The organism is Lentzea alba (assembly GCF_047445655.1).
Lineage (GTDB): Bacteria > Actinomycetota > Actinomycetes > Mycobacteriales > Pseudonocardiaceae > Lentzea > Lentzea alba_A.
Genome location: NZ_JAJAEG010000026.1, coordinates 115049 through 136064 on the forward strand (window position 1 = coordinate 115049; position 21016 = coordinate 136064).

Here is a 21016-nt window from a genome sequence, read left to right on the forward strand (position 1 = left end):
CACGGTTCGCTACCAGCCCCAGCGGGACGTGGACTCTCGTGGTGCCAGATCAAGAAAGTGGAACGCGGGCAGTGGACCCGTGCACGTCGCCGTGACGCCCTCCATCGCCGCCACCACCGCGCGCACCGCCTCGACCTGGTCCAGAGGCAACAGGTACGCGCGGAGTTCCTCGGTGTGTTCCGGCGCTTCGAGCACAGCCACCGCGCGGGCCGCCGCGGACACCGGCGCCAGCAGGGCGTCGGCCTGGTTTCGGCGCCACGCAACGATTCCGCGGGCGATCAGTTCGCCCTGTGCGATGACGTCCGCGCCGCGGCCCGTGTACGCGCCCGTGTCGTAGACGGCGCGCAACGCGGTGTCTTGGTCGAACACCAGGCGCACGTGCATCTCCGCCACGCCGTCGAGGTTGTCGAGGTGCCGGCGCAGCGACGACGGGGTCAGCGCGAGCACGGCGGTGCGGGCGGCGGCTTCGTCGGCGGCGGTGGTGCCGATGCGCAGGGGCAGTACCGGGCCGCCTGGCAGCAGTTCGCACAGGCCGGCCAGGTCGTCGATCACTTCCTGTGCTGCCAACGATCCGTCGTCTCGCCGGTCGCTGACGACCACCGCGAGGTCCTCCAGCTCGACCAGGCGGAACGGTGAGCCGACGGGCAGCCAGCGGCCCGCCCGCACCACGGCGTGCAGACGCAGGCTCACTGCTGGGACTCCTCCACCGGGGCGGCGACCTGGACCGGTGCCGGGGTGACGACCGCCGGGGTGACCATGGCGGGAACGGCGGAGGCCAGCAGGCCGTAGGTGCCGGCGATGCCTTGCGAGACCGAGGGTGCGGGGAGGCCGCGGCGGGTCAGGTCGAGGCGGTGCATCGCTTCCAGGTAGCGGATGTAGGTGTCGACGCTGGCGATCACGACCTTGATGTCGATGGTCAGGATCTCGATGCCGATCAACGAGACCCGCACCGACGCGTCGATCACGAGTCCCTTGTCCAGCAGGACGTTCAGCACGTCGGCGAGGCCGCCGGAGTTCGGCAACGCAGGAGCGGTCATCGTGATGCCCTCATTTCGTCCACCAGGTTCGTGATGTCGACGGGGAGCCGGACGCCGGACGTGTCCGGTTCTCCTAGTGCTTCGCGCAGCGCAGCGAACTGGCGTTGCAACGAGATCAGCGCTTGGCCGAGGTTCTCGATCTCCTCGGCGGTGAGGGTGCCCGCGTCCACCCGGCGCAGCGCCTGACGCTCGAGCAGCTCGCACACGATCTCCAGCACGGCCACGACGATCCGGCCGAGTCCGCGGCCCGCGTCCTGCGCGGTCACCTGTCGCCGCCGACGCCGATCAGCAACAACCTCAGGTCCAGCCGGATCAACTCGATGCCCGCCAACGTGATCACCACGTCGCCCCGCACGACGGCACCCCGGTGCACCACCCGGTCGAGCAGGTCGACCAAGCTCGCGGCGCTGTGCTCGGCGGCCCTGTGCTCAACGACCCTGTGCTCAGGCATCGGCGAACTCCACCCTCGTGAACGAGTACGGCGGCCACGGTCCGGTGATCTCCACCGACAGCCCCAGTTCCCCGGTCAGCCGGTGGGCGTCGGCGTGAAAGTCCTCTTCGGACTCCGCGTCGACCAGGTACGCCGCTTCCAGCAGCAGGTCGCCCCCGAGCTCGCGGCAGGCGTTCTCGGCCGACCGCCGGACCAACGCCTCGTGCACGGCCGCGGCACCGCGCCGGACGGCATCGGCGGCGGCGAGCCGTTCACGACGCTGGGTCAGGTATGCGGTGCCCGACAAGGCATCCAGGTTCACCGGCGCACGTTCGGCGGCGCGCACCCGGACACCCCATTCCCGTCGGCCGCCCACCCGGTCCAACCAGGCCCGCGCCTCCTCGTGGCGCGCGCTGAGCAGCCGCACGGCGGCGTCGACGCCGTCGAGCACGGTGCCGAACCGCAGCGGTAGCACCGGTTCGCGCTGGAACACGGTGCGCACCACGGCGTCGTGGTAGCGGGCCAGCACGGCCAGTGGGCTGTCCTCGGTGGGTTCGTCGAGTTCAAGCCCGGTGAACCGCTCGACCTCGACCTCGGCGACGACGAGCGCCAGGCCCCGGTGGCCGATCAGGTGCGGCCCGGCCAGGTCGATCGGTCGATCACGGGTGATCGCGTAGGCGTACAGGCCGAGGCTCATGGTCGTTTCTCCTCCAACGCCCGCTCCAGCACCGCGAGACGGTCCCGCAGCTCGGCGTTCTCCTTGGCCAGCTCCTTCACCGAGGCCGCGCTCTCCACGGCCCTCGGCGCGAAGAACGGGTCGTTCTCCCACCAGTCGATGCCCATCTCGCGGGCTGTCTGGGCGGACGCGATGAACAACCGCACCCGCAACGTGAGCAGCTCGATGTCCACCACGCTGACGGCGATGTCACCGACGATCACCACTCCCTTGTCCAGCACGCGTTCCAACGTGTCGGCGAGCGAACTGGGCCTGTTGTCCACCTGGAACCGTCCCGTCACATGTCGGTCGTGCCACGGGTGTACCTGCGCAGGCGCTCGCAGCCGCACAGCTCACCTGCCGCGTCGAGGTCGACGCGATAGGTGGCCATGACGCTGGTCGTCGCAGGCACGCGTTCGAGTTCGAGCACATCGATCAGCACGGACCAGCCGCCGTCCGGCAGTGCGCGTATCCCCGACACGGCTTCCGGCGCCCGTCCGATCAGAGCACCGAACTGCTCCGTTGCAGCTCGAATGGCGAATGCTGCCGAGACCTTCTCACGTTTTCCGGATGGCGAACTCTCATTTGATTCGTCAGCCACCCTCCTCACCATAGGGGCACGGCGGCGCGTAATGCGAATGCGTTCTCACGGAAAGAATTCACATCTTCACGGACAGCAGTCGAACACGTCGAACGCTGGACCAGCCGTCGCAACCCGCCGGAGACTGAACGGCGCCTTGCCTTGCACCTCAAGCCAACCCAGCACCCTCAAACGTCCACAGTGGACACATGAGGTCAGTAAAAAGATTGCGCCAATTGCGCCAGAGTGTGGTCCGCAATTCTCGCGAGGAACGGGTTGTGCTCGCGATAATGGGGCAATTCCTCCACCGCGAGTTCCAGCGCCCAGCCCTGCGCGCGCAGCCAGGTCGCGTCGTCGAAATTCAGCTCCCGTTTGAACGCTTTGCGACCGCGTTCATCGAGGTACATCCACGCCGCCATGAGGTCGCCGGCCGGATCACCGACCCCAGCGCAACCCCAGTCGATCACACCGGTCAGCTCGCCATCGGTGAACAGCAGATTGCCCTGGTGCAGATCAGCGTGCAGCCACCGGCCCGGCCCTTCCCAGCGCGGCGCGGCGAGCACGTCCTGCCACAACGCCGGCAACCTCGGATCGCCGCCCAGCAAAGCGATCGCCGAACGCACCCGCCCATCGCTGTCGGACTGGTCGAGCCGGCCGCAGTAGGTCGTCCACGGCTCCCCGGCCGTGTCGACCTCGTGCAACGCCTGGATCACCTCGGCCAGCCGGATCGCGGTGTTCTCGTCGACCTCGTCGACCGCGGCGAGGCTGCCGCTGAGCCAACGGACAACTGACCAGCGGTAGGGGTAGTTCTCGGTGGGCTCGCCCAGCTCAAGCGGTTCCGGAACCGCCACCGGGAGGTGCGCGGCGAGGCGCGGCAGCGTGACGAAGTCGCGTTCAGCCTGGTCCTTGGCCCATTCGATGAGCGGAAGACGGACCGCGAGCTCGTCGCCCAGGCGGAAGATCGCGTGGTCCGTGCCGCCGTGTTTCAGCTGGGTGATGGGCAGGCCGCGCCAGTGCGGGAACTGCGTGCGGACCAGTTCGTCCACAAGCGACACATCGGCCCGCATTCGATCACTCCAGGGACGCTTCGACGACGTGGAAAGCACTCGCCGTCGCCCGCGCGCCCCGATAACGCAGACCGGCCCGCGAGAACAACGCCGCGAACTCATCCTCGTCGCGTTCCTTGCCCCCGAGCAACAAGAACATCTGCAGATCCATCAGTGACACGAAAAGATCGTCGGTCCGCAACGCCTCCACCACGAACACCCGCGCACCGGCGTTCCCCGCCTCGGCGCAGCGCGACAACATCTGCACGCACGTTTCGTCATCCCAGTTGTGCAGGACCAGCCGGAACAAATAAGCGTCCGCGGCGGGCACCGACTCGCGTGCGTCCCCGGCAACGATCTCGCACCCCAGTTCCGGGTCGACATCGGCAAGGGCGGCGGGGATGTCGAACAGCGTGCCGCGCAGGCCGGGATGGCGGTGCAGCACCGAGCGCAACAGGGCTCCCTGGCCCCCGCCGATGTCGACGAGGTGCCGAACGCCGCCGAGGTCGAGGGTCGAGGCCACCACCGGGTCGGCAGCGGCCAGGGACAGGGTCATCGCCCGGCCGAAGTCCTCGGCGACCTGCGGTGAGTCGCCGAGGAAGCCGAAGAAGTCGTTGCCGTGCACCGAGGGGAACGGGCAGGCGCCGGACCGCACGGCGTCCGTGAGCCCAGCCCACACCTGCCACATCCACTCGGGCTTCAGGAACGCGTTGACGATCGCGGCGGTGGCGTCGCCACTACCAGACCGCAACAGCAGGGAAAGGTCGTTGTGCGCGTAGGTGTCCGGGCCGACTCGTAGGAAGACGCCGAGCCCGGACAACGCGCGGAACAGGCGGGCGGTGAGGCCCGGATCAGCACCGGCCGCAAGGGCGATCTCGGCGGCCGGAGCGGGCTGCTCCCCCACCAGATCGGGCAGCCGCAGTTCGAGGGCGGTGCGCAGCAGGTGTCCGGCGTGCAGGTGCACGAACAGCGGGTGCATGGTCTCGAACGCGGTCGGCCGGCGGTCCATGTCAGCTGCCGGTCAGCGTGATCGCCAGGTCCGCGATCGGCACCGGGAACCTGCCGATGCTGGTCGCGGTGCCGTTGAGCAGGTTGACGCTGTAGAGCGTGGCGCTGCCGTTCGCGGCGAGGAGCGTGGCGAACCCGGCCGAGGAGACCGCCTTGCCGCCGCTGAGCGTGCTGTAGATGTCGAAGCCCGCGTTGGCCGCCGCGTCCACGGTGAGCTTGCCGGTGGCGGTCAGCAGGCCGTTGTTGGCCGGCGACTGGATCAGCACCTCGTCGGTGCCGGTGCCGATGTCGAACAACGTAGTCGCGGTGTCCGCGTTCAGGTCGTTGTTCGTGTACGCGGCCGCGGTCACGCCCCTGGTCGGGCCCAGTGCGGGCGGAGTGGAGAGGACGGCGTCCTCGGTCGTGGTGTGGTCGGCGAGGTTGTGCCGCAGGTTCTGGCCGGTGTCGCTGGTGACGCGGAGACGGTCGACCGCCGGGTTGAAGTCGACACCGAAGTTCGTGCCGTACAAGGGGACCGTGAGCTGCGAGACCTTCGTGACGACCACGTCCGCGACCTGCGGCGGGGTTTTGACGGTGTAGATGCCGCCGTTGTTGCCCACCAGGTACATCAGGCCGTTCTGGACCCGGAAGTCCAGGCCGATCGCCGTCGTGTCACCCGAGAAACCCAGGATCTCCCGCACCCAGTCGAGCTGCTGGGGCTTGTCCGTCGTGAACGTGGCCATCAACGTGCCGTCGGACGAGATGCCGAACGCCCGCAACCCGGTCGGCTGCGCGGCGCTGCTCCCGCCGCCCCCGACCACGGCGGCCAGCACCGACACCACCACGGCCGCCGCGGCGACGCCCCTCTTCGCCTGTACCTTCATCGAGCCCCACTCCCCGTAGGAAACACGTTGCGGCACAAGCTATTCGGCGGGACTGGACGTCGACTGGACGGCCGTGGTGAGAGCGCTTCAGCTGCCGCTGAGCGAGATGGCCAGGTCGGTGATCGACAGCGGGAACCTGCCGATGTGGGTGGCCGTGCCGTTGAGCAGGTTGACGCTGTAGAGCGACGTGCTGCCGTCGGGCGTGACGAGGGTGGCGAACCCTGCCGCGGAGACCGCCTTGCCGCCGCTCAGGGTGCTGAAGATGTCGAAGCCGGCGTTGGCCGCCGCGTCGACGGTCAGGCTGCCGGTCGGCGCCAGGGTGCCGTTGTTGGCAGGCGACTGGATCAGCACCTGGTCGGTCCCGGTCCCGATGTCGAACAACGTGGTGGCGGTGCCGGGGTTCAGGTCGTTGTTGGTGTACGCGGCCGCGGTGACGCCCTTGGTCGCTCCCGGCGTCGGCGGGGTGGACAGCGTCGTGTCGGCGACGGTGGTGTGCGTGTTGAGGTCGTGCCGGAGGTTCTGGCCGTTGTCGCTGGTCACGCGGAGCCGGTCGGCGGCGGGGTTGAAGTCGACGCCGAAGTTCGTGCCGTACAGCGCGATCGTGAGCTGGGAGACCTTCGTGATCACCGGGTCGGTGGCGGGCGGGGTCGGGAGCTTCACCGTGTAGATGCCGCCTTTGTTGCCCACCAGGTACATCAGGCCGTCCTGGACCCGGAAGTCCAATCCGATCGCCGCCGTGTCACCCGAGAAACCCTGGATCTGCCGCACCCAGTCCAGCACCTGCGGCCGATCCGTCGTGAACGTGGCCATCAACGTGCCGTCGGACGAGATCCCGAACGCCCGCAACCCGCTCGGCTGCGCGGTACTGCTCCCGCCGCCGCTGACCACCGCGGCCAGCACCGACACCGACACCGCCGCAGCGGCGACACCCCTCTTGAGCTGTGCCTTCATCAATCCCACTCCCCTGTAGGAAACGTTGTGGCACAAGCTATTCAGCAGGACTGGACGTCGAATGGACGTCGAATGGACTTACTGCGCAAGCATCTTGCGGAGGTCCTTCGACAGGTATCAGATGGGAGAAGCAGAGTTCGAGGGGGAAAACGATGAGGTTCACAGTCCTGGGATGCGCGGCGCTGATCATCGCCGGGCTCACCACAGGCACCGCGAGCGCGACGGACGAGACGACGTGTTCGACCCCGGTGCTGACGTCGGCACCGGTGCAGCTCGACAGTCCCGGCCGGTGGTCTTACACCTACCGGGTCTCGTGGTGCGTGGAAGGAGGCAAGATCACCGCTATCACCCCGCACGTCACACACGAGGAGAACGGCGACGCGTGCGTCTGGGTGGCCAACGCCGAGGAGTCGCAAACCCCGGTGCTGGACGGCAGCGGCGCGTGGAACGCGTTCAACATGGCCGAGTTCTCGTGCAAGAACGGTGACGGCACGGACGGGATCGCGAATCCGTGGGGCACCATCACGGTGTGGCCGAACGGCACCAGCAGCGTCCTGCGCAAGGGCATCGGCGACGTCATCGTGGAGTGAGCACGGCGGCCGCTTGTTCTTGCAGCGCACGGTAACCCGCGCGTTCGGCCAGTGCGAGCGCCTGCCTCGCCGGCTCCACGTCCGCGGTGACCGTCGCCAGGCCGATCAGGATCTCGATCTCCGGGTAGCGGTCACCGGTGCTGCGGACCAGGTCGAGCGCCTGACGGTAGCGGCGAACCGCCTCCGCCCGGTGTCCGCGCCGGACGTCGACAGCGGCCAGCACGGCGAGCGCTTCCACCTCCGGTCGCGGATCACCGGTCTCCTGTGCCAGCGCGAGACCGGTGCGCGCGTGGTCGAGTGCCTCCGCGCCGCGGTCCAGGTCGAGGAACGTCGCGGCCAGCCAGCTGTGCGCCAGGGCCTCACCGCTGCGGTTGCCTGCCTCGTGGTGCAGGGAGATCGCACGGGTGAGCAGGTCGACCGCTTCGGCGTGCTGTCCGCGCGCGCGTTGCGTCTGGCCGAGGTTGCCGAGGTTGAGCGCTTCGCCGTAGTGCGACCCGATCTGCCGATATCGGTCCAGGGCCAGGGTGTAGTGCTCGGCGGCCTCCTCCAGCCGGCCCATCTCCCAGTGCACGAGGCCGAGGTTGGCGAGCGCGACGGCCTCCCCCGCCGTCTGACCGATGCCGCGGCTCAGCACCAGGCAGCGACTGAACCGGAACGCAGCGGCGGCGAGGCGACCGGACTGCCAGTAGACGCACCCGAGGTTGCCGAGCACCGCCGCCTGCGCCTCGACCCACCCTGCTTGGCGCGCAGCCAGTTGGGCGTGGGTGTAGTGGTGGACGGCTTCGGGATACCTGCCCTGGCGGAAGTACAGGTCGGCGAGGCTGAGCCGGGAGGCCGCGCGTTCCCGTGGCCCGCCCGCCTCTTCGGCGCTGCGCACGGCCGCTTCCGCGACGGCCAGCCATTCCACCTGACGCGTGCACATCCAGAAGTAGCCGCGCAGGCCGTCGGCGAGCAGCCAGGTCGTGGGCCGCGGCCCGGTCCTGACCGCCGCGACGAGATTGCCGAGCTCGGAGTCCAGCCAGTTCGTCGCCTCGGTGACGCCGCCGAACGTCCGGGATCCCTTTGACGGAAGCCGCAGCATGTGCGGGTAGAGCTGGCGGGCGGCGCCGTCCACCCCGCTGAGGTACCAGTCGTACAAGCGATGGAGGGCTACGTCCAGGTCGGCTTCCTCGCTCTCGGCTCGTTCCGCGGCGTACCGGCGAAGCAGGTCGTGGAAGCCGTACCGGCCGGGTCCGTGCGGTTCGACGAGGTGCGCGGCGGCGAGCCGGTCCAGCAACCGTGAGGCCTCAGCGAGATCCGTGCCGGCGAGCGCCGCGACCGCCTCGGTTCCGACGTCCGTTCCCGGCACGAGGCTCAGCAACCGGAACAGCCGCCGCGCCTCCGCCGGCAGTTCCGCGTAGGAGAGGTCGAACGCGGTCCTCACCGCGGTGTGCTCGTCACCCTGCACCGAAAGAGCCGTCAACAGGTTGCTGTCCCTGAGGTCCGCGACGTGGTCGTCGATCCCGCGAAGGGGGTGATCGGCGAGGTTGGCGGCCGCGATCCGCAACGCCAGCGGGAGATGCGCACACAGCTTCGCCAGCTCTGCGGCCGCCACCGGTTCGGACCGGATCCTCTCGGGCCCCAGCACGTGGGCCAGCAGCTCCAGGGAGTCCTCGGGGCTGAGCACGTCGAGCGTGACCTGACGCGCGCCGTGCAGCGCGACCAGCCCGGTCATCCGGTCGCGGCCAGTCACGACAACGCAGGCCGGACCGGCGGGCAGCAGCGGCCGCACCTGGTCCGGACCGGCGGCGTTGTCCAGCAACACCAGCATTCTGCGGTCCGTCGTCAGGGTCCGGTACATCGCCGCCGCCGTCTCCACGTCGACGGGAACCCGTTCGGCGGGCACCTCCAACGCCGACAGGAACTGCGCGAGCACCTCGATCGGCGGCGCCGCCCCACCCCTGGAATGCCCGCGCAGGATCGCGTAGAGCTGCCCGTCGGGGAACCTGTCCCGCACGCGGTGCGCCCACTGCACGGCCAGCGCCGTCTTGCCCACTCCCGCCGTGCCCGAGATGGCGGTGATCGTCAAACCGTCCGCACCCGAGGGTCCGAGCTTGTCCAATGTGGACAGCTGTGAGGCCCGCCCGGTGAACCCAGGCGGCTGCGCGGGCAGCTGCCTGGGCACCCGCAGCGCCGGCCGGGACCGCGGACTCGGGCCGACGACGTCGTCGTTGTCGTGGAGCAACGCCGCGTGCGCCGCCCTCAGCTCTGCACCGGGGTCGACGCCGAGCTCCTCCACGAGCCGGTCACGCACCTCGTGGTAGGTCTGGAAGGCCATCGCCCTGCGCCCGACGGCGTGGTAGGCGCGGATCAAGCGCGCCTGCGAGGCCTCGTCCAGCGGCTGGTCCGCAGCGGCCTCCGCGATCGCGGGAAGCACGTCCGCGGCGGCACCGATCTCGATCATCGCCTCCGCGTGCCGCGCCAGCACCTCGCGGTGTTTCGCCACCAGCGCCACGACTTTCGGGTGCGTGGCGAGCGCGGGCAGGTCAGCGAGCGGCCGGCCGTGCCACAACGCCAGTGCCTCCCCGAGCCTGGCCGCGACCTGGTCACCGGACGCCTGCGCGACGAGCCGGTGGAAGGCCATCAGGTCGATGTCCACGGCGTCCGGGTTCAGCGCGTAGCCGCTGTTGGCGTACGGCAGGACTTCGCTGCCGGAACGGAATCCGCGACCGGGCTCCAACAGCCGGCGCAGGTGCTTCACGTGCGTCTGCAGCACGTTCGCGGCACTGCGCGGCGGCCTGTCACCCCACAGCTGGTCCATCAGGTCGTGGGTGGCCACCGACTCACCCTCGGCGAGCACGAGCAACCCCAGCACGGCCCGCCGGCCGGGTGGGCCGAGTTCGAGCTCCGTGCGGTCGTGCCACGCCCGCGTCGAACCCAGCACCTGGATCCGCACAGACATCGTTGCCACTGGCTTGAAACTAATTCACCCATAGGGGTCTCACAAGGACTGTTCCGCGCACTGCCGACCGGTCTGATCGGTCGAACGGCGGCGGCCGGACGCGGCCCGGTTCACTGAGCGGCCGCATCTCTCAGCCGATCGAGGGAAGGTTCGTTCAACGACGGTGAGAGTCTTCCTTGAGCGGATACGGTCGGCTGCCATGCTCCCCCCGTCGGACGGTTCGACCCAGAACGTGCTGCGTGGCGCAGCTACGTCGGTTGTGCAGGCCGGTGCCATCTATCTGAGCGAGCACACCGCACCGTTGCCGATCCCACGTGAGTTGCCTTGCGACGTGCGTGGGTTCACCGGTCGCACCGACCACCTGGAGCGCCTCGACGGTCTGTTGAAAGCCGATGGCCGGGCTCTGGTGATCTCCGCGATCGCGGGTACCGCAGGTGTGGGCAAGACAGCGCTGGCCGTGCATTGGGCACACAGCGTTCGCGAACACTTCCCGGACGGTCAGCTGTACACGAACCTGCGCGGCTACGACCCTGTCGACCCGCCTGCGGAACCAGGGCTGGTGCTGGAGGGTTTCCTGCGCACGCTCAACGTGCCGTCCTCCCAGATTCCCAGCGATCTCGAAGCGCGTCAGCGGCTGTACCGCTCCGCGCTGGCAGGCAAGCGGGTGCTGATCGTTCTGGACAACGCGGCGACCGCGGAACAGGTACGTCCGCTGCTTCCTGGCAGCGACACGTGTCTGGTCGTCGTGACGAGCCGCAGTGCGCTGGCGAGCCTCGTCGCTCGCGAGGGCGCTCACCGCGTGACGATCGACGTCCTGTCACCCGCCGAGGCGATAGACCTTCTCACCGCCACGTTGGGAGACGGTCTGCCATCGGCGACGCTGGAGAACCTGGCCGAACTGTGTGTGCGGCTGCCCCTGGCGTTGCGGATCATCGCGGAACGGGTGGCCGCCTCGAACACACCGATAGCGGACCTCGTCGCCGAATTGGCCGACGAGCAGTCACGGTTGGAGACGCTGTCACCTGATGACGACACCAACACGGTGCGCGCGGTCTTCTCGTCGTCCTACCGCGCTTTGGCACCTGATGACGCGAAGGTGTTCCGGCTGCTCGGCCTGCATCCCGGACCGGACATCAGCGAAGCAGCCGCGGACGCGCTCACCGGAGGGTTGGCCCGTCGGTCGTTGCGGAGGCTCGTCAGCGCGCATCTGCTGGAGGCGCACGGCACCCGCTATCGGTTCCACGACCTGCTGCGGCTCTACGCCGCCGAACGTGCTCAAGCCGATGAAGCGCCTTCTGCCCAACAGGACGCGCTGGAACGACTATCGGCCTGGTACGTCCACACAGTCGCCCATGCTCAGCGCATCGCCGATCCCCACTACCGCCGGATCGAGCCAGATCCGTTGCCACCTGGCATCAACCCGCTGACCTTCGCCACCAAGAACGATGTCACCACGTGGTTCGACCAGGAGCACACCAACCTCGTCGCGATCACCCGCTGCGCTGGGGATCGGAGACTCGACGTTCAGGCCTGGCAGCTGCCAGCATTGCTCACGCGGCACTACATGAAGGGCCACCGCTGGCTGGAGTGGAAGCCGACGACCACCGTCGGCCTCGAAGCTGTCCGGCGCGTCGGCGACCAACGCGGCGAGGCGGAGATCCTCAACAGCCTGGGCATCCTGCACGCGCAGCTCGCAGAGTTCGAAACGTCATACTCCTGCCACGAGCGCGCCCTGAATCTGAGACGCCTGGCAGGCGATCGCACAGGCGAGTGTGTCTCCCTCAACAACATCTGCTTTCCACACAAGCAGGGCGGCCGACTCGAGAGTGCCTACAGGTGCCTCCGAGAATCCCTGGCGATCACACAAGAGATCAGCTACGCGAGCTGGCAGCGCACCGTATTGATCAACTTGGCTCACACCTGCGGTGAACTGGGCAGATGGAACGAGGCGCTCCGCTGGTACGAACAGCTGTCTGTGCTTCCTCCCGATCAGGTTGATCCAGATGACGGCATTCCTCTCGTGACCAGAGGTGAGATCTACCGAGGCCTGGGACAAGTGCAGGACGCCGTCCGATACCAGGAAGCGGCCTGGAACAGCATTCGTGGCCGAGGCTTGCCGATGGACAAGGTCTACGTGCTGAACTACCTCGGTCGCGCCTACCGTGACGCAGGTCGAGTGCACGAAGCCGTCGAAGTTCACCAGCAGGCCGTCGCCATCTGCCAACAGCACAACGCGAAGCGGTTCCTCGCGATCAGCTTGCAGGATTTGGCCGACGCCGAGGAGCGCATCGGCCGGTGACCGAACAGCCTCGCCGGGGAGGAAGAACTACTCCACCCAACCTGGGCACAGCTGATCCAGCGTCCAGCGCGCGATGCCAGCGAGGAACGGGTTCGTCTCGCGGTAGTACGGCAACGCGAGCACAGCGAGGTGCAGCGCCCAACCCCGCGCACGAGCCCAGGTGGCGTCGTCGAACTCGCTCATCTCCCGCTGGAACACCCGCCTGCCGCGCTCGTCGAGGTACAGCCAGGCCGTCATGAGATCCCCCGCCGGATCGCCGACTCCCGCACAACCCCAGTCGATCACGCCGGTGAGCTCGCCGCCGGTGAACAGCAGGTTGCCCTCGTGCAGATCGGCGTGCAGCCACCGGGCGGGCTGGTCCCAGCGCGGCGCGTCGAGCGCTTCCTCCCAGACGGCCGTGAGCCGCGGATCTCCGCCCAGCTCGGCGATGCAGCCGCGGACGGGTTCGTCGTGGTTGGAGGCGTCCAGGCGGCCGCGGTAGGTGGTCCACGGCCGGCCGGTCGCGTCGATGCCGTGCAGTGCGTGGATCAGCTTGGCCAGCCGGATCGGGGTGTCCTCGTCGACCGCCTCGACCGGTGCGGTCGAGCCGCTGAGCCAGCGGACCACCGACCACTGGTACGGGTAGGTCTCGGTGGGCTCGCCCAGCGCGAGCGGTTCCGGGACGGCGACCGGGAGGTGCGGCGCGAGCAGCGGTACCAGGGCCGCCTCCTTGCCCGCTTCGTCCTTCGCCCAGTCGATGCGCGGCAGCCGGACGGCCAGGTCTTCGCCCAGCCGGTACATCGCGTTGCTCGTGCCGCCGCCGTGCTCGACCTGGCTGATCGGCAGACCGTGCCAGCGCGGGAACTGCGTGCGGATCAGTTCGTCCACAAGGGACACGCCAATGGCGGCTTCGCCGTCGTGCATCGATCAGCTCCCCAGAGGTCCGGTGTCTCGATGCAACACCGGACCTCTGGGCCGGGCAACTCAATTATCCGGCGCGCCGGTCGGCGAGCTGCACGACGTTCGGTGAGCGTTCGACCCGCACCCGGCCGCCGGAGGCCACCAGGTAGCCGACGCCGCGCACGGTCTGGATCACCTCCGCCGCGTCGCCGAGCTTCTGCCGCACGCGCCGGACGTGCACGTCGACCGTGCGGGCGCCGCTGTAGTGGTCGTCGATGCCCCACACCGCGGACAGCAGCTCACGGCGGCGGTGCACGCGGTCGGGATGCTCACACAGGTGCAGCAGCAGTTCGAACTCCAGCCTGGTGAGCTCCACCGGCTCGTCCCGGAGCAGCACCTGCCGGGTGTGCGGCAGGATTCGGACGTCGACGTCTTCGACCACAGCCGATGCCGCGTGCACCAGGCCCGCGTCCTTCAACGCGCCGAGCAGCCGCAGCGCGGTCTCCTCGTCCTCGGTGTCGATGGTGATGCTGAATCGCATGACGGATCCCTCACGTCTTCGGCAGGCCGACGGGGTTGATCTCCGAGGTGGGCACGGCCTCGTCGGACAGGCCCCAGCGCTTGAGCACCTCCGCGTACTTGCCGTTGGCGATCAGCTGGTTCAGCGCCTCCTGGACCGGGGTGATCAGGCCGTTGTCCTTCTTGGTGGTGACGGCGATCTTGCCCTGCACGGAGGCGCCACCGGAGAAGTTGCCGATCACCTCGGTCTGCCCGGACGTGGCCGCGTGGTAGGCCGAGGTCGGGTTCGGGCCGAGGTAGGCGTCGATGCGCCCGGACTGCAGGGCCAGGTAGTAGTCCGACGAGTTCTGGAAGTACTTGATGTCCGTGGCTTTCAGGCCGGCGGCGACGTTCTTCGCGCTCCAGTCGACGAGGATCTTCTCCTGGTTGGTGCCCGAGGTGACGGCGATGACCTTGCCCGCGACGTCCTTGGGCTCCGCGACCTTCCACGTGCCGCCCTTCTTCGCCTCGAACGCCAGTGTGTCCAGGCGGTAGGTGGCGAAGTCGTACTTCTCCTTGCGCGCCTCGGTGACCGTGATGTTCGACAGGCCGACGTCGAAGTTGCCGCTGTCGAGGCCGACGAACAGGTTCTCCCACGACGCGACTTCGAGCTTGGGCTTGAGGCCCAACACGTCCGCGACCAGCGTGGCGATGTCGGTCTCCACGCCGATCACCGTGCGGTCGTCGGTGGCGTAGAAGCGCAGTGGCGGTGCTGTGCCGGCGGATCCGCCGATGACGAGCTCGCCCTTTGTTCGGAACTTCTCCGGGACCTTCGACGCGATCTTGTCGTCCTTCTGGGCCGTCACGCGGTTCTGGTCAGGCCCCAGGTTCACGTTCAGACCACCGGGCGCCGCGGGCTCGCTCTCGGCCGTTCCACAAGCAGCGAGAACGAGGACCAGAGCGGCGAGAAGTGGTTTACGCACAACAAACTCCTTCTAGAGAACCTTGGACAGGAACGCGCGGGTGCGGTCGTGGACCGGGTTGTCGAGCACCTCGGCAGGAGTTCCCTGCTCGACGATCACACCCTGGTCGAGGAACACGATCCGGTCGGCCACCTCGCGGGCGAAGCCGATCTCGTGCGTGACCACGACCATCGTGGTGCCGGACCGGGCGAGGTCGCGCATGACGTCCAGCACCTCGCCGACCAGCTCAGGGTCCAACGCTGACGTCGGTTCGTCGAACAGCACGACTTTCGGTTGCGTGGCAAGGGCTCGCGCGATCGCGACGCGTTGCTGCTGGCCGCCGGACAGCTGGCGCGGGTAGGCGTCTTCCTTGTCCGCCAGGCCGACTCGGGCGAGGAACCGCCGCGCGTCCGCCAGCGGGGCCACCTCCGCGATGTTCTGCAGTGCGGTGAGGTGCGGGAAGAGGTTGAAGTTCTGGAACACGAACCCGATGTGCCTGCGCTGCTTGAGAACATCGCGTTCCTTGAGCTCGTGCAGCTTGCCGCCGCGCTGCCGGTAGCCGATCAGGTCGCCGTCGATCGTGATGAACCCCCGGTCGAGCTTCTCCAGGTGGTTGATCGTGCGCAGCAACGTCGACTTGCCCGAACCGGACGGGCCGAGCACCACCACGACCTCTCCGGCCGCGACCTCCAGCGACACCCCGCGCAGCACCTCGTTGTCGCCGAAGCTCTTGTGCACGCCCAGAACCTCGATCATCGGCGGTCTCCTCGGGCGAAGTAGCGCTCGACGTAGTGCTGGCCGATCGAGAGCAGCGTGGTCAGGATGATGTACCAGACGGTGGCGACCATCAGCAGCGCGACGACCCGCGCGTTGCGGCCGTAGATCACCTGCACCTGGTAGAACAGCTCGCCGATCGCCATCACCGACACCACCGACGTGCCCTTGAAGAGGCTGATCACCTCGTTCGCGGCGTTCGGCAGGATCGCCCGCATCGCCTGGGGCAGCACGATTCTGCGGAACTGCCGGAACCGCGGGATGCCCAGCGCGGCAGCGGCTTCCAGCTGACCGCGGTCGACCGAGATCACACCGGACCGCACGATCTCCGCGGCGTACGCGGCCTGGTGCAGCGCCAGACCGAGCACGGCGGCGCCCATCGGGCTGATCAGCTGCACGGTCTCGAAGCTGACGAACTCCGGCCCGAACGGGATGCCGAGGCTGAGCCGTTGGTACAGATAGGAGATGTTGAACCAGAACAACAACTGCACGATCAACGGGATCGACCGGAACGCCCAGATGTAGGTCCAGCCGACCGCCTGCAGGAACGGGCTCTTCGAGAGTCTGAGCACGGCGACCACGATGCCCAGGGCGAATCCCAGCACCGTGCCGAGCACGGTCAGCACGATCGTGGTGCCGACCGCGGTCAGGATCGACTGCGCGGTGAAGTAGCGGGCGAACGTCGGCCAGTCCCAGGCGGGGTTGGTGACCAGGCCGTGGACGAACTGCGCCACGAGCACCAGCACGGCGACGACGCCGACCCACCGCCACGGGTGGCGGGCGGCGACGACGGGTGACGAGGCCAGATCGTCCGATCTGTCCTTTGTGGACGGAGACGTGAGGGTGCCAGAAGACATCGCGAGTCCTTGTCGGGCAAGCGGGGCGAGGGGCTGAGATCAGCCGAGACAGGCGGTGCTCGACACGCGCCCGTGGTCGATGTGCCTGCGGGAGGACAGGAACAGAGCGAAGTAGGCCATTCCTGCCCTCCCTTCCCTGCGCTCGATGAGAGCACTTTGCAGAACGCGGCTCACGTTAAGGAGCGTTGCGTCGCCCGAGCAAGGACGTCCACGTGGTGAACAACTATCGGATACCGAGGTGATCCCGCAGGGTTGGACCGGTGTAGTCCTCCCGGAACACGCCGCGCTCCTGCAGCAGCGGCACGACGGTGTCGGCGAACTCGTCCAGCCCGCCCGGCGTCACGTGCGGCACGAGGATGAACCCGTCCGCCGCGTCCTGCTGCACCAGGTCGTTGATCTCCGTGGCCACGCTGTCCGCCGACCCGACGAACGTCTGCCGCGCGCTCACGTCGATCACCAGGTCGCGGATCGACAGGTTCTTGGCCGCGGCCTTCTCCCGCCACTCCTTCACGGTGGCCGCCGGGTCCTTGAACATCCGCACGCTCGCGCGACCCTTGGCGATGGTGTTCTCGCCGGTCAGCGGCTCGACTTCGGGCAACGGGCCGTCCGGGTCGTAGCCGCTGAGGTCGCGGTTCCACACCTGCTCCAGGAACCGGATCGCGGTCGCGCCGCTCACCTGCTGCCGCCGCACGACCGCCGCCTTCTCCTGGGCGTCCGCGTCGGTGTCGCCGAGGACGAACGTGGCGGCCGGCAGGATCACCAACTGGTCCGGGGTGCGCCCGTACTTGGCGAGCCGGCCTTTGACGTCGTGGTAGAACTTCTGCCCCGCCTCCAGCGTCCCGTACCGCGAGAAGATCGCGTCGGCGGTGGCGGCGGCGAACTCCCTGCCCTCGTGGGAATCCCCGGCCTGCAGTATCACCGGACGGCCCTGAGGTGACTGCGGGACCCCGAAGGTGCCGCTGATGTCGAAGTGCTGGTCCCGGTGCTCGAAACGGCCGATTCCTGTGTCGAAGAGTTTCCACGCCGTGCGCAGGAACGACTCGGCCCTCGTGTAGCGGTCCTCCTGCGCGAGAAAGCCGCCGCGCCGGAAGTTCTCGCCGGTGAACGCGTCCCACGACGTGACGACGTTCCACGCGGCACGGCCGCCGGAGAGGTGGTCGAGCGAGGCGAACTGCCTGGCCACCTCGTAGGGCTCGTTGAAGGTGGAGTTGATCGTGCCGGCCAGCCCGAGCCGGTCGGTCACCGCGGCCAGCGCGGCGAGCACCGTGAACGTGTCCGGCCTGCCGACCACGTCGAGGTCGTAGATCTGGCCGCCCTGCTCGCGCAGTCGCAACCCCTCGGCGAGGAAGAAGAAGTCGAACTTCGCACGTTCCGCCGTCTGTGCCAAGTGGACGAACGAGTCGAACTCGATGTGACTGCCCGCCTGAGGATCGCTCCACACGGTGGTGTTGTTCACGCCGGGGAAGTGCGCGGCGAGGTGGATCTGCTTGGTCATCTCGCGCTCCTTCAGGCGTACTGGTTGGCGGGCTTGGGGAGGCCGAGGTGGCCTCGCAGGGTCGTGTGCTCGTAGGCGTCGCGGAACAGGCCGCGCCTGCGCAGCACGGGGATGAGGCCGCGGGTGATCTCGCGGAGGTCCGCGTGGAACCGGAAACCGGCGAATCCTTCTTCCTGCCAGGCGATCAGCTGGTCGGGGTCGGGCACGCCGTCGACGTCTCGGAAGACGAGCTTGTCGGACACCGAAGCGTTGTCCGAGAACACGATGTCCGCGAAACCCGGTTCGGTGGCGGCGATCGGCGGGTGGCCCTGCGGCGGGCGTGGCGTGATCGACGGGCCGCGCACGCTGAACCATCGGCCCTCGAAGTCGATGTAGTGGAGCTTCTCACGGTCGACGAACCGGCCCGTGGCGACATCGCGGATCTCGGCGTCGTCCTCCCAGCTGTCCCACAGGCGGGTGATGACCTCGGCGTGGTCGGTGGCTTCCGCCCACAGGTCGGCGAAGTCGTCGCGGCGGCCGAAGTGCTTGCCGTGCAACGAATCCGTGGCGAGCTGCACGCCAGCCCGACCCTTGCTCACGTAGTCGAGCGTCGCGATCGCCTTCGACAGGTGGAACGGCTCGGTGTGCGTGACCACCGCTGTCGGCACCAGGCCGATGTTCGCGGTGAGCGGTGCGACGCGGGCGGCGGTCAGCACCGCGTCCAGTCCGGGTTCGCCGCCCAGCGAGTCGTCGAACGTCACGAAGTCGAGCGTCGCCTCCTCGGCCTCGCGCACTCGGTCCACCCAGTGCTGGGCGCTGAACGCCTCGTCGCCGGTCGCGCGCAGTGCGACGGCCAGGTGCAGTGGTGACCCCACCGGTCCCCCTCTCGTCGGGTCTTCGCATTCTGTGCGCGCGGTGGGGGTGACCGCTGGGACGGCCACTGGGTGGGAAACGTCGCCAGAGCGGGAATATTTGGTGCTTGCGCTTCGAACGGTCGTGGTGTCACGATCTTCGGCATGTCGACTCGAAAGGGCGTGCGCGCCCTCGCGCTGTGAGTGCACCGGGCGGGCTTGAGGCCCGCTCCTCCACCCTTCGCCAGCTCCGCACCGAATGGCTTCGCCATGCGCTGAGCACGGCACCCGCTGATCGCCCAGCGGCCGAAGAGGCCGTGGCGCAGCTCTACGCGGCCACTGGCAGACCTCCACCGGAGTTCATCTGGACGCGCTCGCCAGCGCAAGCCGCGAAGTCGTTGCCTGCCAAGGGTGTTCTCCGGTTCGATGGCGAGTGGCAGACCGTCGAGGCACAGATCGCGGCGCTGGCAGCCGACCTCCGCTATCGGCTGATCAGGTGCGCCGACTGGTTCCGAGACGCGCACGAGGTCAGCCAGTACCTGCGGACGCGCCTGCGGGAATGCCTTGTGCCGATGGTGAAATCAACCATGCCGGCGTGGCTCGGGCTGGGCTGGACCGGTCAGCACGAAGCAGCGTGGCTGGCCGAGCTCGACGTGCATCGTCGTGTTCTCGGGGCCCGCTTCAACCGGCACGACCGGGCACTGCTCGACGTGTGGGCGACGCTCGCGCGCTCCACCGGCTGGTGGTGGCCGCGCGAGGACGTCTGCGTCATAGCCGAGCGACCGACAGCCGTGCACGTTGATGAAGATTCGTTGCCGCACAACGACGACGGCCCCGCGGTGACGTTCGCGGACGGCAGCTGCGCGTACGCCTGGCACGGCAGTCCGCTGACGCCGATCTCCTCCGCGCCCGACCCCGCCAACCCGGGCTTCCACCTGACCTTGCACGACCTGCCCGGACCCGCCCGCCTGCTGGTGGCCGTCAACGGTTCGGTCGAGCGTGACGGCACCCGGCGCCGCTACGGCCTGCGCGTGCCCAGGTGGTTCCAGCACCCCGTCCAGGCCGTGGCCTGGACCTACGGGCTGGAGCCGGACCAGTACCTCCAACTCCTTCGACGCACCTGAAACACACCATGAACCTTGCTGAACTCGTCGACCTCACCAGCGTCGACGCGCTCGACCACCTCGAGCGCGAGTCCACCATCCCCGTCGTCGACGGCCTCCAGGCCCAGGGCGACCTGATCGTCATCCCTCTCCAGATGCTCGGCCACGCGCCGGAGGAGAACGCCTCACGGTGGGTGCCGGCGAACGGCATCCACCTCGTCACCGGCGGAAGCGGTCGCAACCCCCACGTTCTCGTCGCCCATCCGGGCACCTGCAGGTGGTCGGACGCGCAGGACCGGGACGTCGGCGTCGTCGAGAACACCGCGCCCGTCTACCTGCTGCATCCCGAGCACGGCGGCACCGGCATCGCGCCTGGCCGCTGGGTCGTGCGGCGGCAGCGGGAACTCTCAGGCCTGGTCGCCGACTGAAGGGTTGCCTTGACGTGAGCGTCAAGGTTTAGCGTTCGGTCCATGAGGATCGGCGAACTGGCCAAGCGAGCCGGCACCACCACCCGTGCGCTGCGCTTCTACGAGTCCCAGGGGCTGCTGGAGGCGCAGCGCACGGCCAACGGCTACCGCGAGTACGACGAACACGACCTGCGGCTGGTCACGGAGATCCAGTCGCTGCAGGCGGTCGGACTCAGCCTGGAGGACGCCAAGCCGTTCGTGGACTGTCTGCGGGCCGGGCACGAGTCCGGCGACTCGTGCCCTGACTCGCGGGCGGTCTACCGGCGCAGGCTCGCCGAGGTCGACGCATGCCTGGAGCGGCTCCAGACAGTTCGGTCCTTCCTGCTCTCCCGACTTGCGTACGACCCGTGCCTCGTCGACGAACCCAAGGAGTTCAAGTGCAGCTGACCGACGCCACGTTCGCCTCGCAGGTGAGCACCGGCACCGTGCTGGTCGAGTTCTGGGCGCAGTGGTGCGGGCCGTGCCACATGCTCTCGCCCGTGCTCGACGAGATCGACCGCGAACGCGACGACCTGACCGTTCTGAAGATCAACGCCGACGAGAACACCGCCACCGCCCGCGACTACCAGATCATGTCGCTGCCGACGATGTTGCTGTTCCGCGACGGCGTCCCGATCAGGCAGATCGTGGGAGCGCGCCCCAAGTCGCGGTTGCTCGCCGAATTGGATGACGCGCTGAGCGCGTGAGCCGC

The 21016-nt window shown here is 68.5% G+C and carries 26 protein-coding genes; 6 read left to right on the forward strand and 20 right to left on the reverse strand.

All coding sequences use genetic code 11. The features are described from left to right. Positions 1-9: 9 nt before the first annotated feature. From LFM09_RS35620 to LFM09_RS35670, 11 genes are all read right to left on the reverse strand, one after another. Positions 10-690 carry a GvpL/GvpF family gas vesicle protein gene (locus LFM09_RS35620; protein ID WP_414100995.1) on the reverse strand — a complete coding sequence of 227 codons (681 nt, stop codon included), beginning with the start codon at positions 688-690 and terminating at the stop codon, positions 10-12. Then, positions 687-1037 carry a gas vesicle protein GvpJ gene (gvpJ, locus tag LFM09_RS35625; RefSeq protein ID WP_414100996.1) on the reverse strand — a complete coding sequence of 117 codons (351 nt, stop codon included), beginning with the start codon at positions 1035-1037 and terminating at the stop codon, positions 687-689. Before gvpJ (LFM09_RS35625) ends, LFM09_RS35620 begins: the two co-directional genes overlap by 4 nt. Further along, positions 1034-1303 carry a gas vesicle protein K gene (locus LFM09_RS35630; RefSeq protein WP_414100997.1) on the reverse strand — a complete coding sequence of 90 codons (270 nt, stop codon included), beginning with the start codon at positions 1301-1303 and terminating at the stop codon, positions 1034-1036. The genes gvpJ (LFM09_RS35625) and LFM09_RS35630 overlap by 4 nt, the downstream gene beginning before the upstream one ends. After that, positions 1300-1488 carry a gas vesicle protein GvpJ gene (gene gvpJ / locus LFM09_RS35635; protein WP_414100998.1) on the reverse strand — a complete coding sequence of 63 codons (189 nt, stop codon included), beginning with the start codon at positions 1486-1488 and terminating at the stop codon, positions 1300-1302. Before gvpJ (LFM09_RS35635) ends, LFM09_RS35630 begins: the two co-directional genes overlap by 4 nt. Beyond that, positions 1481-2164 carry a GvpL/GvpF family gas vesicle protein gene (locus LFM09_RS35640; protein ID WP_414100999.1) on the reverse strand — a complete coding sequence of 228 codons (684 nt, stop codon included), beginning with the start codon at positions 2162-2164 and terminating at the stop codon, positions 1481-1483. Before LFM09_RS35640 ends, gvpJ (LFM09_RS35635) begins: the two co-directional genes overlap by 8 nt. Then, positions 2161-2484 (reverse strand): gas vesicle protein, encoded by a 324-nt coding sequence (locus LFM09_RS35645; RefSeq protein ID WP_414101000.1) that lies wholly within the window; start codon positions 2482-2484, stop codon positions 2161-2163. Before LFM09_RS35645 ends, LFM09_RS35640 begins: the two co-directional genes overlap by 4 nt. Continuing rightward, positions 2481-2795, reverse strand: a complete 315-nt coding sequence (locus LFM09_RS35650) for a gas vesicle protein (protein WP_414101001.1) — start codon at positions 2793-2795, stop codon at positions 2481-2483. The genes LFM09_RS35645 and LFM09_RS35650 overlap by 4 nt, the downstream gene beginning before the upstream one ends. Positions 2796-2977: 182 nt before the next feature. Next, entirely contained in the window at positions 2978-3829 is an 852-nt protein-coding gene (locus tag LFM09_RS35655) for an aminoglycoside phosphotransferase family protein (protein WP_414101002.1), read from the reverse strand. Positions 3830-3833: 4 nt separating this feature from the next. Continuing rightward, positions 3834-4817 carry a methyltransferase gene (locus tag LFM09_RS35660; protein ID WP_414101003.1) on the reverse strand — a complete coding sequence of 328 codons (984 nt, stop codon included), beginning with the start codon at positions 4815-4817 and terminating at the stop codon, positions 3834-3836. A gap of 1 nt (position 4818) precedes the next feature. Beyond that, positions 4819-5679 (reverse strand): DUF4394 domain-containing protein, encoded by an 861-nt coding sequence (locus LFM09_RS35665; RefSeq protein ID WP_414101004.1) that lies wholly within the window; start codon positions 5677-5679, stop codon positions 4819-4821. A gap of 87 nt (positions 5680-5766) precedes the next feature. Further along, positions 5767-6630 carry a DUF4394 domain-containing protein gene (locus tag LFM09_RS35670; RefSeq protein WP_414101005.1) on the reverse strand — a complete coding sequence of 288 codons (864 nt, stop codon included), beginning with the start codon at positions 6628-6630 and terminating at the stop codon, positions 5767-5769. A 152-nt stretch (positions 6631-6782) separates the two neighbouring features. Between LFM09_RS35670 and LFM09_RS35675 the strand changes: the two genes are divergently transcribed. Then, positions 6783-7220 carry a hypothetical protein gene (locus LFM09_RS35675; protein WP_414101006.1) on the forward strand — a complete coding sequence of 146 codons (438 nt, stop codon included), beginning with the start codon at positions 6783-6785 and terminating at the stop codon, positions 7218-7220. Here LFM09_RS35675 and LFM09_RS35680 read toward each other — a convergent pair. After that, positions 7207-10161, reverse strand: coding sequence for a tetratricopeptide repeat protein (locus tag LFM09_RS35680; protein ID WP_414101038.1), 2955 nt, complete (start codon positions 10159-10161; stop codon positions 7207-7209). The genes LFM09_RS35675 and LFM09_RS35680 overlap by 14 nt on opposite strands. Positions 10162-10360: 199 nt before the next feature. Between LFM09_RS35680 and LFM09_RS35685 the strand changes: the two genes are divergently transcribed. Further along, positions 10361-12460, forward strand: coding sequence for an ATP-binding protein (locus LFM09_RS35685; protein ID WP_414101007.1), 2100 nt, complete (start codon positions 10361-10363; stop codon positions 12458-12460). 27 nt (positions 12461-12487) lie between these two features. Here the strand turns inward: LFM09_RS35685 and LFM09_RS35690 are convergent, their stop codons facing one another. The 8 genes from LFM09_RS35690 to LFM09_RS35725 form a co-directional block, all read right to left on the reverse strand. Continuing rightward, positions 12488-13363, reverse strand: coding sequence for an aminoglycoside phosphotransferase family protein (locus LFM09_RS35690; RefSeq protein ID WP_414101008.1), 876 nt, complete (start codon positions 13361-13363; stop codon positions 12488-12490). 64 nt (positions 13364-13427) lie between these two features. Further along, on the reverse strand, positions 13428-13880 hold the full coding sequence (locus tag LFM09_RS35695) for a winged helix-turn-helix domain-containing protein (RefSeq protein ID WP_414101009.1): 453 nt from the start codon (positions 13878-13880) through the stop codon (positions 13428-13430). A 10-nt stretch (positions 13881-13890) separates the two neighbouring features. Beyond that, the gene (locus LFM09_RS35700; protein ID WP_414101010.1) at positions 13891-14820 is read right to left on the reverse strand and encodes an ABC transporter substrate-binding protein; all 930 of its coding nucleotides are present in this window, start codon (positions 14818-14820) and stop codon (positions 13891-13893) included. Positions 14821-14832: 12 nt separating this feature from the next. Continuing rightward, positions 14833-15555, reverse strand: coding sequence for an amino acid ABC transporter ATP-binding protein (locus LFM09_RS35705; protein ID WP_414101011.1), 723 nt, complete (start codon positions 15553-15555; stop codon positions 14833-14835). Beyond that, on the reverse strand, positions 15552-16430 hold the full coding sequence (locus LFM09_RS35710; protein WP_414101012.1) for an amino acid ABC transporter permease: 879 nt from the start codon (positions 16428-16430) through the stop codon (positions 15552-15554). The genes LFM09_RS35705 and LFM09_RS35710 overlap by 4 nt, the downstream gene beginning before the upstream one ends. A gap of 39 nt (positions 16431-16469) precedes the next feature. Continuing rightward, positions 16470-16604, reverse strand: coding sequence for a hypothetical protein (locus tag LFM09_RS35715; RefSeq protein ID WP_414101013.1), 135 nt, complete (start codon positions 16602-16604; stop codon positions 16470-16472). 49 nt (positions 16605-16653) lie between these two features. Next, on the reverse strand, positions 16654-17925 hold the full coding sequence (locus tag LFM09_RS35720; protein ID WP_414101014.1) for an LLM class flavin-dependent oxidoreductase: 1272 nt from the start codon (positions 17923-17925) through the stop codon (positions 16654-16656). Positions 17926-17936: 11 nt separating this feature from the next. Continuing rightward, positions 17937-18779, reverse strand: a complete 843-nt coding sequence (locus LFM09_RS35725) for an LLM class flavin-dependent oxidoreductase (protein ID WP_414101015.1) — start codon at positions 18777-18779, stop codon at positions 17937-17939. A gap of 176 nt (positions 18780-18955) precedes the next feature. On the opposite strand from LFM09_RS35725, the gene LFM09_RS35730 reads away from it, so the two are divergent. Genes LFM09_RS35730 through trxA form a run of 4 tightly spaced genes read left to right on the forward strand, consistent with a single transcriptional unit; the run spans position 18956 to position 21011 of the window. After that, complete coding sequence (locus LFM09_RS35730) at positions 18956-19879, forward strand: DUF6745 domain-containing protein (protein ID WP_414101016.1); 924 nt, start codon at positions 18956-18958, stop codon at positions 19877-19879. Positions 19880-19887: 8 nt separating this feature from the next. Beyond that, entirely contained in the window at positions 19888-20286 is a 399-nt protein-coding gene (locus tag LFM09_RS35735) for a hypothetical protein (RefSeq protein ID WP_414101017.1), read from the forward strand. Between the two features lie 42 nt (positions 20287-20328). Beyond that, positions 20329-20712, forward strand: coding sequence for a MerR family transcriptional regulator (locus LFM09_RS35740; protein ID WP_414101018.1), 384 nt, complete (start codon positions 20329-20331; stop codon positions 20710-20712). Beyond that, a complete protein-coding gene (gene trxA / locus LFM09_RS35745) occupies positions 20703-21011 on the forward strand; it encodes a thioredoxin (RefSeq protein ID WP_414101019.1) in 309 nt (102 codons plus the stop codon). Before LFM09_RS35740 ends, trxA begins: the two co-directional genes overlap by 10 nt. Positions 21012-21016: the final 5 nt, after the last annotated feature.